The sequence below is a fragment of the Salinibacterium sp. UTAS2018 genome (assembly GCF_004118935.1).
In the GTDB taxonomy this organism is placed as follows: domain Bacteria; phylum Actinomycetota; class Actinomycetes; order Actinomycetales; family Microbacteriaceae; genus Rhodoglobus.
Genome location: NZ_CP035375.1, coordinates 833,305 through 849,334, shown reverse-complemented (window position 1 = coordinate 849,334; position 16,030 = coordinate 833,305). Strand labels below are relative to the sequence as shown.

At 60.0% G+C, this 16,030-nt stretch carries 14 protein-coding genes and 1 tRNA gene; all 15 read left to right on the top strand.

What is annotated here, in order from left to right; genetic code table 11:
• Positions 1 to 13: 13 nt before the first annotated feature.
• The 15 genes from obgE (at position 14) to ESZ53_RS03945 (ending at position 16,027) form a co-directional block, all read left to right on the top strand.
• Positions 14 to 1,558, top strand: coding sequence for a GTPase ObgE (gene obgE / locus ESZ53_RS04020; protein WP_129071654.1), 1,545 nt, complete (start codon positions 14 to 16; stop codon positions 1,556 to 1,558).
• Positions 1,551 to 2,348 carry a glutamate 5-kinase gene (gene proB, locus ESZ53_RS04015; protein ID WP_246837376.1) on the top strand — a complete coding sequence of 266 codons (798 nt, stop codon included), beginning with the start codon at positions 1,551 to 1,553 and terminating at the stop codon, positions 2,346 to 2,348. Before obgE ends, proB begins: the two co-directional genes overlap by 8 nt.
• 39 nt (positions 2,349 to 2,387) lie before the next feature.
• Complete coding sequence (locus tag ESZ53_RS04010; RefSeq protein ID WP_129071652.1) at positions 2,388 to 3,656, top strand: glutamate-5-semialdehyde dehydrogenase; 1,269 nt, start codon at positions 2,388 to 2,390, stop codon at positions 3,654 to 3,656.
• Positions 3,657 to 3,686: 30 nt separating this feature from the next.
• Positions 3,687 to 3,881, top strand: a complete 195-nt coding sequence (locus tag ESZ53_RS04005) for a hypothetical protein (protein ID WP_129071651.1) — start codon at positions 3,687 to 3,689, stop codon at positions 3,879 to 3,881.
• An 8-nt stretch (positions 3,882 to 3,889) separates the two neighbouring features.
• Positions 3,890 to 4,492 carry a nicotinate-nucleotide adenylyltransferase gene (gene nadD / locus ESZ53_RS04000; RefSeq protein ID WP_129071650.1) on the top strand — a complete coding sequence of 201 codons (603 nt, stop codon included), beginning with the start codon at positions 3,890 to 3,892 and terminating at the stop codon, positions 4,490 to 4,492.
• Positions 4,492 to 6,372, top strand: a complete 1,881-nt coding sequence (locus tag ESZ53_RS14295) for a hypothetical protein (protein ID WP_168187181.1) — start codon at positions 4,492 to 4,494, stop codon at positions 6,370 to 6,372. The genes nadD and ESZ53_RS14295 overlap by 1 nt, the downstream gene beginning before the upstream one ends.
• A gap of 42 nt (positions 6,373 to 6,414) precedes the next feature.
• The gene (gene rsfS, locus ESZ53_RS03985) at positions 6,415 to 6,810 is read left to right on the top strand and encodes a ribosome silencing factor (RefSeq protein ID WP_129071647.1); all 396 of its coding nucleotides are present in this window, start codon (positions 6,415 to 6,417) and stop codon (positions 6,808 to 6,810) included.
• 120 nt (positions 6,811 to 6,930) lie between these two features.
• On the top strand, positions 6,931 to 7,920 hold the full coding sequence (locus tag ESZ53_RS03980) for a methionine ABC transporter ATP-binding protein (RefSeq protein WP_129071646.1): 990 nt from the start codon (positions 6,931 to 6,933) through the stop codon (positions 7,918 to 7,920).
• Entirely contained in the window at positions 7,917 to 8,618 is a 702-nt protein-coding gene (locus ESZ53_RS03975) for a methionine ABC transporter permease (RefSeq protein WP_129071645.1), read from the top strand. Before ESZ53_RS03980 ends, ESZ53_RS03975 begins: the two co-directional genes overlap by 4 nt.
• 72 nt (positions 8,619 to 8,690) lie before the next feature.
• Positions 8,691 to 9,518, top strand: coding sequence for a MetQ/NlpA family ABC transporter substrate-binding protein (locus ESZ53_RS03970; protein WP_129071644.1), 828 nt, complete (start codon positions 8,691 to 8,693; stop codon positions 9,516 to 9,518).
• Positions 9,519 to 9,725: 207 nt separating this feature from the next.
• Positions 9,726 to 9,802 (top strand) — tRNA-Ala (locus ESZ53_RS03965).
• A gap of 453 nt (positions 9,803 to 10,255) precedes the next feature.
• Entirely contained in the window at positions 10,256 to 11,305 is a 1,050-nt protein-coding gene (locus tag ESZ53_RS03960; RefSeq protein WP_168187180.1) for a LacI family DNA-binding transcriptional regulator, read from the top strand.
• Between the two features lie 188 nt (positions 11,306 to 11,493).
• Positions 11,494 to 13,626: a beta-galactosidase gene (locus ESZ53_RS03955; RefSeq protein WP_246837375.1), complete on the top strand. Its 2,133-nt coding sequence runs from the start codon at positions 11,494 to 11,496 to the stop codon at positions 13,624 to 13,626.
• Between the two features lie 41 nt (positions 13,627 to 13,667).
• Positions 13,668 to 15,005 carry an ABC transporter substrate-binding protein gene (locus ESZ53_RS03950; protein WP_129071642.1) on the top strand — a complete coding sequence of 446 codons (1,338 nt, stop codon included), beginning with the start codon at positions 13,668 to 13,670 and terminating at the stop codon, positions 15,003 to 15,005.
• A gap of 77 nt (positions 15,006 to 15,082) precedes the next feature.
• Positions 15,083 to 16,027 carry a carbohydrate ABC transporter permease gene (locus tag ESZ53_RS03945; RefSeq protein ID WP_129071641.1) on the top strand — a complete coding sequence of 315 codons (945 nt, stop codon included), beginning with the start codon at positions 15,083 to 15,085 and terminating at the stop codon, positions 16,025 to 16,027.
• Positions 16,028 to 16,030: the final 3 nt, after the last annotated feature.

Genomic DNA, 16,030 nt, shown 5'->3' with positions numbered 1-16,030 from the left:
AGGAGGAACCATCGTGGCATCGTTCGTCGATCAGGTAACTCTTCACCTCGTGGCAGGCCACGGTGGTAGCGGTTGTGTGTCCGTTAAACGCGAGAAGTTCAAGCCTCTCGCCGGTCCCGACGGCGGCAAGGGCGGTGACGGTGGTGACATCGTTCTCGTCAGTGACCCGCAGGTAACGACACTTCTTAATTACCACCGCTCGCCACACCGCAAGTCTCCGCACGGGCAGCCCGGTCAGGGCGACCATAAAGCGGGTACTGCTGGCGCTGAGATGATTCTTCCTGTTCCTGTTGGCACCGTTGTGCGTGACGGCGACGGCGAAGTGCTCATCGATATGGATTCTCCGGGAATGCGGCTCGTTGTCGCTCCCGGCGGTCAAGGTGGCCTCGGTAACGCTGCTCTGTCATCCACGAAACGCAAGGCCCCCGGTTTTGCGCTGCTCGGTACCCCGGGTTTCGAAGGCGATATTCACCTCGAACTCAAGACAGTTGCTGATGTCGCGTTGGTCGGTTACCCGTCTGCGGGCAAGTCCAGCCTCATTGCTGCGATGAGCGCGGCCAAGCCGAAAATTGCTGACTACCCGTTCACGACCCTGCACCCCAATCTCGGTGTGGTTGAGTCCGGCGAGATCCGCTACACGATTGCTGACGTTCCTGGCCTCATTGAGGGCGCGAGCGAAGGCAAGGGGCTCGGCCTCGAATTCTTGCGTCACGTCGAGCGCTGCACCGCTCTGCTGCACGTTCTCGACTGTGCGACCCTCGAGCCTGGTCGCGATCCGATTAGCGACCTCGACATTATTCTCGCCGAGCTCGCGGCGTATCCTGTGCCTGAGGGCCAGAAGCCGCTTCTCGAGCGCGAGCAAATCATTGCTCTCAACAAGGTCGACGTTCCCGACGGAAACGACCTCGCCAACCTCGTAAAGGCCGAGCTCGAAGAGCGCGGTTACCGCGTCTTCGAAGTCTCCGCGGTCTCGCGCCACGGTCTTCGTGAACTTTCCTTCGCCCTTGCCGCCCTCGTTGTCGCTGAGCGCGAAGCTCGCAACTCTGAGCCGGTCAAGGAACGCATTGTTCTTCGCCCGCGTGCTGTCAACGCCAAGGATTTTGTGGTCAAGGTCGAGGGCGGAACGTACGGCAACGTGTACCGCGTTGTGGGCGAGAAGCCCGAGCGTTGGGTAGCCCAAACTGACTTCGTCAACGAAGAAGCCGTTGGCTACCTAGCTGACCGTCTTGCGCGCCTTGGTGTCGAAGACCAGCTCTTCAAGTCGGGTGCTGTTCCCGGCTCTACCGTCATCATCGGTGCCGGCGGCGGTGTTGTCTTCGACTGGGAGCCCACGCTGTCATCCGCTGCCGAGTTGATTGTTGCGCCGCGTGGTACTGACCCGCGACTTGACGACAACCCCCGTGAAACCAACCGCAGCCGCCGCCGCAACTACCTCGATCGCATGGACGCTAAAGCTGAAGCGCGTGCCGAGCTCGAAGCAGAGCGCGAAGCAGGCATCTGGCGCGATGATGAAGGATTCGCTATTCAGCACGACGATGAGACAGAGGATCGTGACTAACAAGCCCACGGTGCGCGCCGAGATCCCTCGTGCGCGCCGCATCGTCGTCAAAGTCGGCTCGTCGTCGGTGAGCGGTGCCAACGTGGGGCAGATCGGTGCTCTAGTTGATGCTCTCGTGTCAGCTCACGCAGCCGGGTCTGAAGTCATTCTCGTTTCATCCGGCGCTATCGCAACCGGTATTCCGTTTCTCAAGCTCGATGGCCGTCCGACGGATCTTGCGACCCAGCAGGCAGCAGCAGCAGTGGGCCAAAACGTGCTCATCTACCGCTATCAAGAGAGCTTCGATCGCTACGGGGTCGTTGCCGCGCAGATTCTGCTCACGGCGGGCGACATGGAAAACCCCACCCACCACAGCAACGCTCAGCGTGCGCTCGAACGGCTGTTAGGGCTCAAAATCTTGCCGATCGTGAACGAGAACGACACGGTGGCAACCCACGAAATCCGATTCGGAGACAACGACCGCCTCGCGGCGTTGGTGTCTGTTTTAGTGCGAGCGGATGTTCTCGTGTTGCTTTCCGACATTGACGCGCTTTACACGAAACCTCCATCCGACCCAGAAGCGGAACGAATCAGTTTCGTTGCATTCAGCAATGACCTCAGCGACGTTACCTTCGGCGACGTCGGGGCTGCTGGAGTAGGCACCGGGGGAGCGGGCACCAAAGTGGCCGCAGCCAAGCACGCCGCCGCCGCTGGTATTCCTGTGTTGCTGGCCGAAACGGGAAGTGTCGCTGCGGCTCTCGCTGGCGAAGAAATCGGCACCTGGTTCGAGGCGGATACTCTCGCCCTCTAAGGTGCTTCGGCTTCGCCTTTGCGCCGCTACACTCTGACTATGGTTGATCAGGCAGTTACTGCGCTCTCTATTGACGACAAACTTCGTGCTGCTCGCGCCGCCTCGCGCAGCTTAGCTACCGCCACTACCGTGCAGAAGAATGCGGCGCTTGAAGCAATCGCTGCCGGTGTGGTGGCCAACGCCGATCGCATCGTTGAGGCAAATGCGCTCGATCTGCAGCGTGGCCGTGAGAACGGCATGACGGTCGGACTCCAAGACCGTTTACGTCTCACTGGCGAACGAATCGACCAACTCTCTGCCGCTGTGCTCGAGATCGTTGAGCTCGCTGATCCCGTGGGCACAGTCGTGCGCGGCTCGGTGCTGCCCAATGGGTTGTCGGTAGCGCAAACCCGTGTTCCTTTCGGCGTGATCGGGGCTATCTACGAAGCACGTCCGAACGTCACGATCGATATCGCGGCATTGGCGCTCAAGAGCGGTAACGCGGTGATGCTGCGCGGTGGCTCAGCAGCGGAAGACTCCAATCGGGTTCTCGTTGATGTCATCCAGACGGCACTGGGCAGTGTGGGCATCGACCCCGCTTCCGTGCAGACTGTCGATGAGTTCGGCCGCGATGGAGCGAAGGCGCTCATGCAGGCGCGCGGTTTCGTTGATGTGCTCATTCCCCGGGGCAGCGCGCAGCTCATCCAGGCGGTCGTGAACGAGTCGACGGTTCCGGTGATCGAAACCGGCGCGGGTATCGTTCACATTTTCTTGGACGCATCTGCTGACGAAACGACCGCAGTCGAAATCGTTCACAACGCCAAGGTGCAACGGCCGAGTGTGTGCAACGCCCTAGAAACTCTGCTCGTTCACGAGAGCGCTGCCGAGCGTCTCCTCCCTGCTGTGCTGTCTCGCCTCGCCGCCTCCGGTGTCACGATCCATGCCGATGAGCGCACGCGAGAGCTTTTCCCCGCCGCTGAAGTAGCCACCGACGAGTCGTGGTCCACCGAGAATTTGAGCCTGGATGTTGCGGTACGGGTGGTTGCTGACCTCGATGCCGCCATCGAACACATCGATACCTACTCCACCAAACACACCGAGTCGATCATCACCAACGACCTCGCGAATGCGGACCGGTTCCTCTCTGAAGTCGATTCGGCGGTGGTCATGGTCAATGCATCCACGCGCTTTACCGATGGAGCAGAGTTTGGATTCGGCGCCGAAGTTGGCATCTCCACTCAGAAGCTCCATGCTCGCGGCCCCATGGGCCTGCCGGAACTTACGAGTACCAAGTGGGTTGTGCGCGGCAGCGGTCAGGTGCGCGGGTAGACTGTTATCGGTTTTGCGAATGGAGATCTAATGTCGATTTTTCTGAACGTTCTTGCGTCGAGCGAAGAGCTTGCACCTCTCGTGCTGCCTGCGCCCGTTTTCCCGCTTATCGCGGCTGTTGTCTTCACGACGCTGGCTTTCGTGACGTGGAGCTTCCGCGACGTCGCTAACCGTCAAGAGCGTGTGCCCTCGAAAGCTGGCGACGCCCACGGCACAGGCCACTAAGGCTTGTCATGACCGCCGACACGGCGCCGCGGCGCGCACGCATCGGCATAATGGGTGGCACGTTCGACCCCATCCATAACGGCCACCTTGTTGCGGCCAGCGAAGCTCAGATCCAGTTCAACCTCGATGAGGTTGTCTTTGTCCCTACGGGCAAGCCATGGATGAAAGACACCGTCACGCCGGGGGAGCACCGCTACCTCATGACGGTAATCGCAACCGCCGCGAACCCCGGCTTCAACGTGAGTCGTGTCGACCTCGAACGCGAGGGTGCGACCTACACGATTGACACCCTGCGTGATATGCGTCGGGCTTATCCAAATGCCGACCTGTTCTTCATCACCGGCGCGGATGCCGTTGCGCAGATCATGGAATGGAAGGACGTCGCAGAGGTCTGGACTCTCGCCCATTTCATAGCAGTTTCACGGCCAGGACACGCCTTAACTATTAGCGGATTGCCAGAGCAAGGCGTAAGCTCGCTTGAAGTGCCGGCGCTTGCGATCTCATCCACCGATTGCCGAAACAGGGTCAGTCGGGGTTATCCCGTCTGGTATCTGGTTCCGGATGGTGTCGTGCAGTACATCGCCAAGCACCATTTGTATCGGAGTTCTTAATGACCACTTTTCACGATCCGCTGCCGCAGTCGCGCCGTGCGGCGCGTCAGAGTGAGCGCGAGCACACGACAGACGAGCAGCCCGCGGCTGAAGGATTCACCACCTTCCCCGGGCAGGAGCACAACGACCAGCCTTCGGCCGCCCATAATCCGCAGCCTTCCGCTTTCACCGCGCCCGCAGCAGAGCAAGCGACTCCGCCAGCCCCATCTTTCGCGGCCCCAGCCGAACCCGTTTCGCAGCAGGTTCCCCCTGCTTCGGCAGCGGCAGCCGCACCTGCAGCCCCCGCGCCGAGCGCCGCTGGAGCGGTGCCCCATGAAAAGACGTTGACGCGTCGCGAACTCCGTGAACTACGGGCTCGCGAAGAAGCGGCGAACCAACCGGCGCCGGGCGCCTCGGCTGCGCCCACTCAGGCTGCGCCTCCTTCCCCCTCGACTGCGCAAGCACCGACCGCGCAAGCACCGACCGCGCAAGCACCGACCGCGCAAGCACCGACCGCGCAGGCACCGACCGCGCCGGTGGTGCCGAGCCAATCGGCCCCACGCCAGGCCGCGCCAAGCCAGATCGCGCCAGCTCAGCCTGCCGCGGCGCCAGCAGCTCCGACTCAGGCGGCACCTGTCCACGCTCCTCCGGTCGTTCCCGTGGCGCGCACGGCCTCGACTCCGTCCGCATCGGGTCCTGCGTCGTCCGCCGGGTTGCCAGCAGCATCCGCTCCTATCGTTCCCCCACAGTCGCCAGCACCAGCGGCGCGACCAAGCCTCGCCGATTTAGCGGCGGCAGCTTCAGCATCAGTGACGGCCCCTTCGAAGCCTGCAAAGTCGGTTGACGAACTCTCGTTCGCGCCCGACGCTCAACTCTTCGTTGAGCCGCCTGCGCTCGTCGACCCGCTCGCGGTGGCGCCAGAAGCTGCATCCGCGACCCCTCCGAGCGATGCGCTGAGCGCCTTTGAATCGCTACTGGCGACCCCTGATGGCTCCACTACTTCGCCTCCCGCGTCGTCCACACCGCGTTCCCCCCTCGCAGATTTGCCAGCGCCGAGTTCGACAGCGCCGTCTTACGCCGCCAACCTGCCTGCTCCATCGGCGACCTCGGCCCCTACTCGTTCTGAGCGCCCTGCTATCGAAGGCCTGTTGGGCCTCGCACCGGCGGCCGATGTCTCGAAGGCCGCGGCTGCGCCTGCTCAGCCACCCGTGGCATCGGTTGCTTCGACAGCTCCCGCTCCTGCAGGTCCCACCCAAACAACGCTGAGTAACGCGCGCGCCGAGTTTGATGAACTCGCTCGCAAGCGTCTCGATGGAGATGTCACTGCTTCTTCGCCGGCTGCATCGACAACACAGGTCGCCCCGGCGGCTTCTGCTCAGGCTTCTGCTCCCACAGCAGCCCCGGCGCAATCGCCCGCGGGCACATCAGCATCGGGACTCTCGGCGGGGCACTGGTCCAAGCAAGCTACCGAAACTGACGATTCAGGCGACGCCGTCGTTGCGCGCACTATCGGCAGCGGCAGCAGCGCGACCAACGCCTTAGTGTTGCCAGCGATTCCGTTCGCAACAGACATCCGTGGGCCGCTCACCTCCAGCGGTGAGGCAATGCTCACCGGATCGATCGATTTGCCGAGCACACTCTCGGTGAGCGGTGTATCTGACCGCTTCGACAAGGGCGACATCGATTCGCTCCTGGATCTCAACGACAGCGACATGGTGTCAACGGATTCTGCACCCGTGCGTGCGGTCAAAGCGGTCAGCACCTTCTCCAACCAATCAGTTACGCAGACGCAAAAGCCGAAGGGTACCCGTGCTCTCACGGTCTTGCTTATTTCGGCAGCGTCGATGGCGGTCGTGGTCGCGGGTCTTCTCGTGGCAGCGTTTGCCTTCAACATGTTGTAGCTTTAACTCTTTGCCATCAGCTAATTTCCGATTAAGGATCCTGTGACTGCTTCTCCTCGTGCCAACGAGCTACTTTCCATCGTCGCGCACGCCGCTGACGCCAAGCAGGCGACCGACATGGTTGCTCTGGACGTCACCGGGCCCATGCCTTACGCCGATATCTTCTTCCTCGCTACCGGTCGCAACGAACGTAACGTTCAGTCGATCGCGTCCGAGATCGAAGAAAAGATGATCGCTGCTGGCGCCAAGCCGCTGCGCCGCGAAGGGCGAGCTGAAGGTCGCTGGATTCTTCTTGACTTCGGTCACGTTGTCGCGCACATCTTCCACGAAGAAGACCGTCTCTACTACTCGCTTGAGCGCCTGTGGAGCGACTGCCCCGTGATCCCGATCACGATCGAGCAGCCGGTACGCGACGACGCCGATAGCGACGCCTCGTAACAAACTTCACACAACGTAACTCAATTTTGTCGGGTGCCGTTGTACTGGTGTGCTTGAGGTATCCGGGCAGTTAGACCCCGGGGTTACTCGCATCGAGTTACCTTCTCACACTGGGGTTTCATGATTACGCTCAATTCCGTCACCAAGACGTTTGGTGATGCCGCGAACCCGGTTCGTGCCCTCGACAACGTGAGTCTGTCGGTCGCCAGCGGAGAGATCTTTGGCGTCATCGGCCAGAGCGGAGCGGGCAAGAGCACGCTCATCCGCACTGTCAACCTGCTTGAACGACCGGATGCCGGCACGGTTACGGTCGGCGACCGGGAGCTCACCGCGCTGAATGATCGCGAGCTGCTTCAGGCGCGTCGCGAAATCGGCATGGTCTTTCAGCAGTTCAATCTGCTCGATAGCCGAACGGTTCGCGGAAACGTTGAACTTGCCCTCGAAGTTGTCGGTGTCGCCCGCCGCGAGCGGACTGCACGCACTAACGAGATTCTCGAACTGGTCGGGCTCGAGCACAAAGCTCAGCAGTACCCTGCTCAGCTCTCGGGCGGGCAGAAGCAGCGCGTGGGCATCGCTCGCGCTCTTGCATCACGCCCGCGTGTTCTGTTGAGCGATGAAGCGACCAGTGCGCTCGACCCCGAGACGACCGACTCGATACTGCAATTGCTCCGCAGCATCAACAGAGAACTTGGTCTCACGATCTTGCTGATCACCCATGAGATGGATGTTGTGAAGAGCATCTGCGATTCCGCAGCGCTCATGAGTGGTGGCCGCATTCTCGAGCAGGGGCGTCTGACCGATCTGCTTACGCAGCCGGGCTCGCAGCTTGCTCGTGGGTTGTTCCCGCTGGGGGAGTTGCCCGAGGGTAACTCCACCGTCATCGATGTCACTTTTGTTGGGCTGTCGTCGGGCCGCCCGGTGGTGTCGCAACTGGCGCGTACTCACCAGATCGATGTCGGACTCGTCGGAGCGGCCATCGAGACGATTGGCGGCGCCCAATCTGGTCGCACACGACTTGAATTGCCGGGGACCGCTGACGCCAACGCGGCAGCGATCAATGACTTGCGGGCCCAAGGGCTCGTCGTAGAGATCGTAAGGAGCGGACGATGATTGATTCCACTGCTCCGGAGTTCTGGCCACAGCTCTTCGAGACGCTCCTGAAGGCAACGGGGGAGACCCTGTACCAAGTAGGCGTCACGATGCTCATCACGCTCGTGCTGGGGCTCGCTCTAGGCACGCTGTTGGTCGTTACTGACCGCGGCGGAATCCTGGAACGACCCTTCGGCAGTCTGGTCGCCGGCCGCATCATCAACGCGGTTACGCAGACCGTCGTCAACCTCGGGCGTTCCATCCCGTTCATCATCCTGATGATTGCGCTGATCCCGTTCACACGGCTGCTTCTGGGCTCGGCGTTCGGAGTCACCGCCGCCATCGTGCCGCTCACCGTTGCGGCCATCCCGTTTTACGCTCGCATCGTCGAGATCTCATTGCGCGAAGTGAACGAGGGGCTCGTTGAAGCGGGTCACTCGCTCGGCGCGACGCGGTGGCAGTTAGTGTCGAAAGTAATTATTCCTGAGGCAGTACCGGGCCTCATCCGTGGCTTTACAACGACAGTGGTGTCGATTGTGAACTACTCCGCCATTGTGGGCGCGATTGGTGGTGGAGGTCTGGGCGATGTTGCTATTCGCTACGGGCACCAGCGCTACAGCGTCATCCACATTGTCGCGGTAATCATCGTGTTGGTGGCGATTGTGCAGATCGTTCAAGTGGTCGGCGCGCGCCTGGCCAACCGAATGTCTCACCGCTGACGCAGTCGGCGGCTGACCCCCACGTAGTTCTCACTCATCTCAGTTGTTTCACCCTTCACCAAAGGATTCGTTATGTCACGCTCTAAGTTCTTCTCGCTCTCTACTGTTGCCGCCGCTGGTGTGCTCGCTCTGACCTTGGCCGGATGCTCGGCTCCCGCTGAGGAAGCTGCACCGACTGATGGCACGCTCGGTTCGCTGACCGTCGGCGCTACGGCAACGCCCGCCGGCGAGATCGTTCAGTTCGTCGTCGACAGTGGCCAGGCTGAGGCTGCAGGCCTCGAACTCGACATCGTGGAGTTCACCGACTACACGACGCCGAACCCCGCGCTGAGCGAGGGCAGCATCGACGTCAACCTATTCCAGCACGCGCCGTTCCTCGATCTCTACAACGAGAACACCGGTGACACTCTCGCCGTTGTCGGTCAGGTGTACCTCCCGCCGCTGGCGCTGTACTCGAAGACCGTTGACGAGCTCGCTGACCTGCCGGATGGCGCCAAGATCGCTCTGCCGAACGATGCCAGCAACGAGGGCCGCGCGCTGCTGCTGCTCGCGGATGCCGGACTCATCGAAACCACGGATGCCCCGTCAACCGTGTCGGACATCACCGCCAACCCCAACGATTACAACTTCATCGAGATCGACGCAGCAAGCCTGCCGTCCGCTCTTGATGACCAGGATGCGGCGATCGTGAACTTCAACTACGCCGGCGCTGCTGGCCTCTCGGGTGACCTGCAGTTGGTCACCGAGGGCACCTCCAGCGAGTACTACAACATCCTCGCCACGCGCGACGAGCTCAAGAGCGACCCGCGCGTCACCGAGCTTTATGAGCTGTTGACCTCTGACGAGACGAAGGCGTACATCAACGACTTCTACAACGGACTCGTCATCCCCGTTTCCTAAGCGACGACGCGGCTAAGCGACGCGGGCAACACCACCGTTCGCTCAGGCGAACGAAGGGCGGTCACCATCCTCACGGATGCTGGCCGCCCTTCGGCTTTTCCCCAATATTTCGCGCACTTTCGGTCGGTATTCGCTCAGATGGTTTTGGATACGCCGAGCGTGTAGTAATCTTGTCAAGTTGCGTTTTCTACACGGAAACAAAACAATGGGTCCATGGCGCAGCCCGGTAGCGCACCTGCATGGCATGCAGGGGGTCAGGGGTTCGAATCCCCTTGGATCCACCATTTAGCCCCGCAATCGTAAAGATTGCGGGGCTTTTTCGTTGTGTCTACGTGCTTTCTAGAGTGCCGTTCGTCGGGGTGCATACAACGCACGGCGACGAAGGATCCAGAGAGATCGTAGGCTCTTAACTTCATCATGCCCGAGCGTGTCGCGGCTGTCCGGCGATCTCTCGATCTGAGGAACGGCGTCGGTGTTCGACTCCGAAAAATGTGGTGGATAGGCAAGCGATAGTTCTGCTGTGGCGAGAGGGCACCACCACGCGATGCCGATGAGGTGCACGCGTTTCGTGGCGAGTCCTACTGTGAAATGCGCTTATGTGATGCGCTGGGCGCTGTGTCGGAGACGGCGGTGGCACGAGGATTTGAGCAGTTACGGCAAATATTTCCCCGGAAAGTTCTATGGTTGGTGTAACTGCGCCCCTAGCGGGTTCTGCAGATCCCGAAGTGAGGAGCAGTATGTCTACGCGAGTTGCAACGGACGAGGACGGTACCTCAAAGCTGTCGCGCGCAGCCACTATTTATGACGTCGCTGCGCGAGCAAAGGTCTCCCACCAGACGGTGTCGCGGTACCTTCGCAAGTATCCGGGAATTCGACCCGAAACTCGCGAGCGCGTTGAACTGGCTCTCGCGGAGCTGAACTACCGCCCCAACCAAGCTGCGCGAACTCTTGCGACCAACCGCTCCCTCCGTATCGGCGCTTTCGCTTACGAAATGCTAGAGGTCGGGCCAAGCCAGATCATGCAGGGAGCGAGCCGCCGTGCACGTGACGCCGGCTACATGCTGGATCTTGTCACGCTTTTCCCCTCTGATGACGAGGCGACCCAGAACGCAATCAACGAGATGTATCAACAGAACTTGGCGGGGGTGATCGCAAGCGCTCCGACCGACCGCGTGCGTGAGGCGCTGGAAGCTGCGGATTTCGGTGTGCCTCTCTACATTGAGACTGAGCGTGAAGATGAACTTGGTGCCGAGCACGAGAGTTTGAACGCGGTTGGCACGCGAAAGTTAGTAGACCATCTTGTGGATCAGGGCCACACGACGATCCTGAATATTGCCGGGCCGCCAAGTTGGATCGCGTCGCTTAATCGTGTGAATGCTTATCGCCGAGCGATGCTGCACCGAGGTCTCGAACCGCTCGACTCACTTCACACGGATTGGTCGGCCGCCTCTGGCTACAAGCTTGCGCGACAGATGCCTCTTGACCGAGGGGTCACCGCGATTGTAGCGACCAATGATCAGGTCGCCCTTGGGGTTGTGCGTGCGCTCATTGAGCGAGGTGTCGCGGTGCCGGATGACATGAGCGTCGTCGGTTTTGACGACATTCCGGAGTCAGAATTTTTTCTACCCCCCCTCACGACGGTTCAGACGCATTTCGATATGCAAGGCAAGTACAGCATCGACATGCTGCTCTCGATGATTCATAATTCTGAGGCGCCCGTTCGCGAAGATTACGTGTCGGCCGACCTTGTTCTGCGCTCGTCAACAGCTCGCGCCCCCGTCGCCTAGCTTCGCTTTACAGCTAACGACGCGCCCGGTTCCGGTGTCAGAGGGGCGTCGCGGCATGTGTTTAGGCGTGACTTTTTCCCGACTCTGAAACCATGCTTGTTTCCGGTAACATTTTGCTGTAGCTTCGTCGTTGTGCCAATGTTTCCGGTAACAAACCGGGGATCGCGAACAACAATGGAGTATTCTCAGTGACACGCAATGACGCCCGCAATGTCGACAAAGACCTCATTCTTTTCGGCGCTGCGTACTACAACGAGTACCAAACGATCGAGCGGCTTGACCTCGATCTTGATCTCATGCAGCAGGCGAACTTCAGCGTCATCCGTGTTGGAGAGTCAGTGTGGTCCACGTGGGAACCCGAAGACAACACCTTCAACCTTGAGTGGCTTGAGCCAATTCTTGACGGTGCGCACGCGCGTGGAATTCACGTCATCCTCGGCACCCCGACTTACGCGCTGCCTCCGTGGCTTCAGACGAAGCATCCAGAGCTCCTGGCTCATTCCGCAACGGGAACCCCTCTGAGCTGGGGCGGTCGTCAGGAAGTTGACTACTCGAGCCCGCTGTTCCGAACATACGCAGAACGCATCATTCGTGCGGTTGTTGGTCGTTACTCGAGCCACCCTGCCGTGATCGGCTATCAGGTCGACAACGAGCCCGGCCTCGAGCTCTTTCACAACCCCGGTACCTTCGCGGGCTTCGTGCAGTGGCTAAAAGCACGCTACGGCGACACCGACACCCTCAACCACGAGTGGGGCCTCGTCTACTGGTCACACCGCATCAGCGAGTGGAATCAGCTCTGGGTTCCCGACGGTAATACGTTGCCGCAATACGATCTTGCATGGCGAACCTACCAAGCGGAGCTCACGACAAACTTCATCGGTTGGCAAGCTGACATTGTGCGCGAGTATGCCGACGACGCTCAGTTCGTCACCACCTGCATCGCGTACCCTCGCCCCGCGGTGAACGATGAAGAGCTCACCAAGGTGCTCGACATTACGGCGGGCAACCCTTATTACGAAATGCAGGATGGCCTTGATGCCACGAGCATCATTGAACCGCGCCAATCGTGGGCGAGCAACAGCGTATGGGGTCTTACTAATCAAGCCGACCGTATGTTCGCATCGCGCCAAGAGCGCTTTCTCGTCACCGAGACTAACGCAGGTGCCATCGGCGGATCCGAACAAAATTATCCACCCTACCCGGGTCAGCTCGCCCAGGCCGCTCTCGCTCTAGTTGCGCGTGGGGCCAGCATGATCGAATACTGGCACTGGCACACTTTGCACTTTGGGACCGAAACTTACTGGGTTGGCATTTTGCCTCACAGCCAAAAGCCAGGTCGCGTGTACAACGAGATCGCCGAGCTTGGCGCTAAACTCCGTGCGATCGGGCCGGCGATGAGCGGTTACACGCCTGACGCGGATGTCGCTTTTCTGTACTCGACTGAGAGTAAGTGGGCCCTCGAATTCTTCCCGCCGCTAGCGACGGAAGATCATAAGCCCGATCGCGGATCGTACCCAACAATCTTTAATGCGTTCTATCGCGGCGTTATCGAATCGGGTGCGCAAGCACGAATTGTCAATGTGTCGCAATTCTTAGACTGCGACATCGACACGTTCGTCAAGCGTTTCCCGGTGCTCGTTGTTCCTGGTTTGTACGCTGCCAGCGACGATGCTCTCGAGCGACTGCTCGCTTACACCGAGAGTGGAGGGCACCTTGTCATTGGGCCTCGAACGGCGTACGGCGATGAAGAGGCACGTGCACGAATGGCCGTAGCCCCGCCGATGCTCGCTGACGTAGCGGGCGCGTCCTACGATGAATTCTCCAATATCGATGCGAGTATCGCAGTAAAAACTGTCGACGTCACCGCGCCTAGTTTTTTGCTGTCGCCGGGCGCCGAAGCCACTCGATGGATCGAAGGTCTCACTCCGAACGGAGCAGACGTAATGCTCGGCTATGTGCACCACAGTTTCGGCCGTTTCGCCGCGATGACGAGCGCACAAAGCGGTGCCGGTCGTGTAACCGTCGTAGGCACGGTGCCCAACGCGGTTCTCGGCAAAGACCTCGGCCGTTGGTTTTCACCAACGCCGATTTCCTCAGTCTGGAGTGACTTAGGTGTTGGCGTGAATGTCTCCTCGGGTATCAATGACGCCGGGGAGCGAGTGTGGTTCGTGCACAACTGGACGCCGGAGGTCGCGAATGCCACCACACCGGCTGACGGGCCTCTGCGCGACCTTATCGGTGGAGACTCGATCGCCGAATCATCTGTCCTCATTCTCGAGCCATGGTCCGTACGGATACTGGTCGGGAATGCGGGAGCTTAGCGCAACCGATCCCGGTTGCCCAAGGAAAGGAAAAAATGAGAATGTTCCGTCTCAACGCAGCGACGAAACTGGTGGCGGGTGCCGCGGCAGCAGCTCTGCTGCTCACTGGCTGCTCGGCCGAGGGGTCAGCACCTGATGCCCTGACCGAGCCGATCACGCAGGCTCAAATTGACGAAGCGATGAACACACCGACCACACTCACTATGTGGTCTTGGGTTCCCGAAATTCAGGCCGAGATCGACTTGTTTGAAGAGGCATACCCCAACATCAAGGTGGAGCTTTCGAACGTCGGCCAGGGTCTCTCCCATTACACAAAGCTCCGTACCGCCGTAAAGTCCGGTGAGGTACCCGACGTCGTACAGATGGAATATCAGTACATTTCTTCGTTCCAGAATGACTTGCTGGATCTGGCACCCTATGGAGCAGATGCCATCGCAGACGACTATGTTTCGTCAGTGTGGGGCCAAGTTTCCTCCGAGGGCGCGGTCTACGGCATCCCACAGGATTTCGGTCCCATGGGAAACCTCTATCGCACGGACATCTATGCCGAGGCAGGCGTAACACCACCCGCGACGTGGGATGAGTATGCGGTCGCTGCGCGCACTATCAAGGACAAGACGGGCTCCTACATCACCAACTTCCCCGGTAACAACCCGGGTCAATTGGTAGGGCTTTTGTGGCAGGCAGGCGCTAAGCCGTTTAGCTATGACGGCGACGAGACAGTCGGCGTCGACTTGAACAGTGCTGAAGCGAAAGAGGTCATGGCCTACTGGCAGGAGCTCATCGACGAGGACCTAGTCTCCGTCGAGCCCGACTTCACCGACAACTGGTTCCAGAGTCTCGCCAAGGGCAAGTACGCGAGCTGGCTGGGTGCAGCATGGGGTCCGACGTTCCTCGAGGGCGCAATCGCCAATACCTCAGGTAACTGGGGCGTATCCGAGCTGCCGCAGTACGACACAGAGAATCCCGCATCTGGATTCTGGGGTGGAGCATCTGACGCTGTCATGGCCGAGAGCAAGAACCCGATTGCAGCGTACAAGCTGGCTGAGTTCATCAACCACGACGAGGAATCGTCACGCCTGCTCGCGTTAGAGCAGTCATTGTTCCCGCCGTTGATTTCAACTCTCGAGTCGGCTGATTTCTCCGACCAGGCGCCTGAATTCTATAGCGGCCAGCAGGTCAATAAGCTCTTTGCGGAAATCGCACCGACCGTTGACCCGGACTTCCAGTGGCTGCCGTATATGGACTTCGTGTACTCCAGCTTTAACGAGACGCTGGGATCGGCCATCGCCGATCGCGGAGACCTCACTGCAGGACTCGACGCCTGGCAGGACGCGGTCGTCACGTTCGGCACCGATCAGGGCTTCACTGTTAAGTAACGCCCCATTGCTGTGGCGGCTCGGTTCAGGCCGGGCCGCCACGGCACCTCACTGGATCCAAAGGAGAAGCCGTGAGCATGACCACCACCCGGCGCACCAGCGCTACGGGGCAGAAATCGACATCCCGTAAACGGGTCAGTCCCAGCCAGCGCTCCAAAAATATTGCAGCGTACTTCTTTGTCGGACCTTTTGTTCTGGCATTCCTCAGCTTGTTTGTTGTCCCTCTTGTCTATTCCGGCTACTTGAGCCTCTTCAAGACCCAACTCATCGGCGGCACGGTCTTCGTCGCGTTCGACAACTACGTGCAGGCAGTCGCGGACCCCGCTTTCCTCGCAAGCATCGGACGTATGGGGCTTTTCCTGCTCATCCAAGTGCCGATCATGCTGTTGCTCTCGCTCATTATTGCGCTTGCTCTCGACAGCGGACGCGTGCGCGGAAGTCGTTTCGTACGTCTCGCCGTGTTCGTGCCGTACGCAGTGCCCGGCGTAGTGGCCGCGCTCATGTGGGGTTATTTGTACGGTAAAGACTTCGGGCCGATCAGCCAGGTTTCTCGTGGCTTGGGCCTCGGAACTCTTGACTTTCTCTCCTCGGAGACCGTAATCCCTTCGATAATGAACATCGTGATTTGGCAGTTTGTCGGGTACAACATGATCATTATGTTCGCTGCGCTGCGCAGCGTGCCGGCAGAGCTCTACGAAGCCGCCCAGGTGGACGGAGCCGGACAGCTGCGCATCGCCTGGAGTATCAAGATTCCTGCTATCCGGCCCGCAATCATGCTCACGGTGATCTTCTCGGTAATCGGCAGCTTCCAACTCTTTAATGAGCCCAACCTGCTGTACAAGATCGCTCCCAACGCTATCGGTACGGCCTTCTCTCCGAACTTGTACGCGTACAACGTCGCATTCATCAACCAGAACGTGAACTACGCGGCGGCGCTCGCATTCCTCTTAGGAATCGTGATCATGATCGTGTCGTACGTCGTTCAGTTGTCGGCCCAGCGCCGTGAAGGGGCATCATCGTGAGCA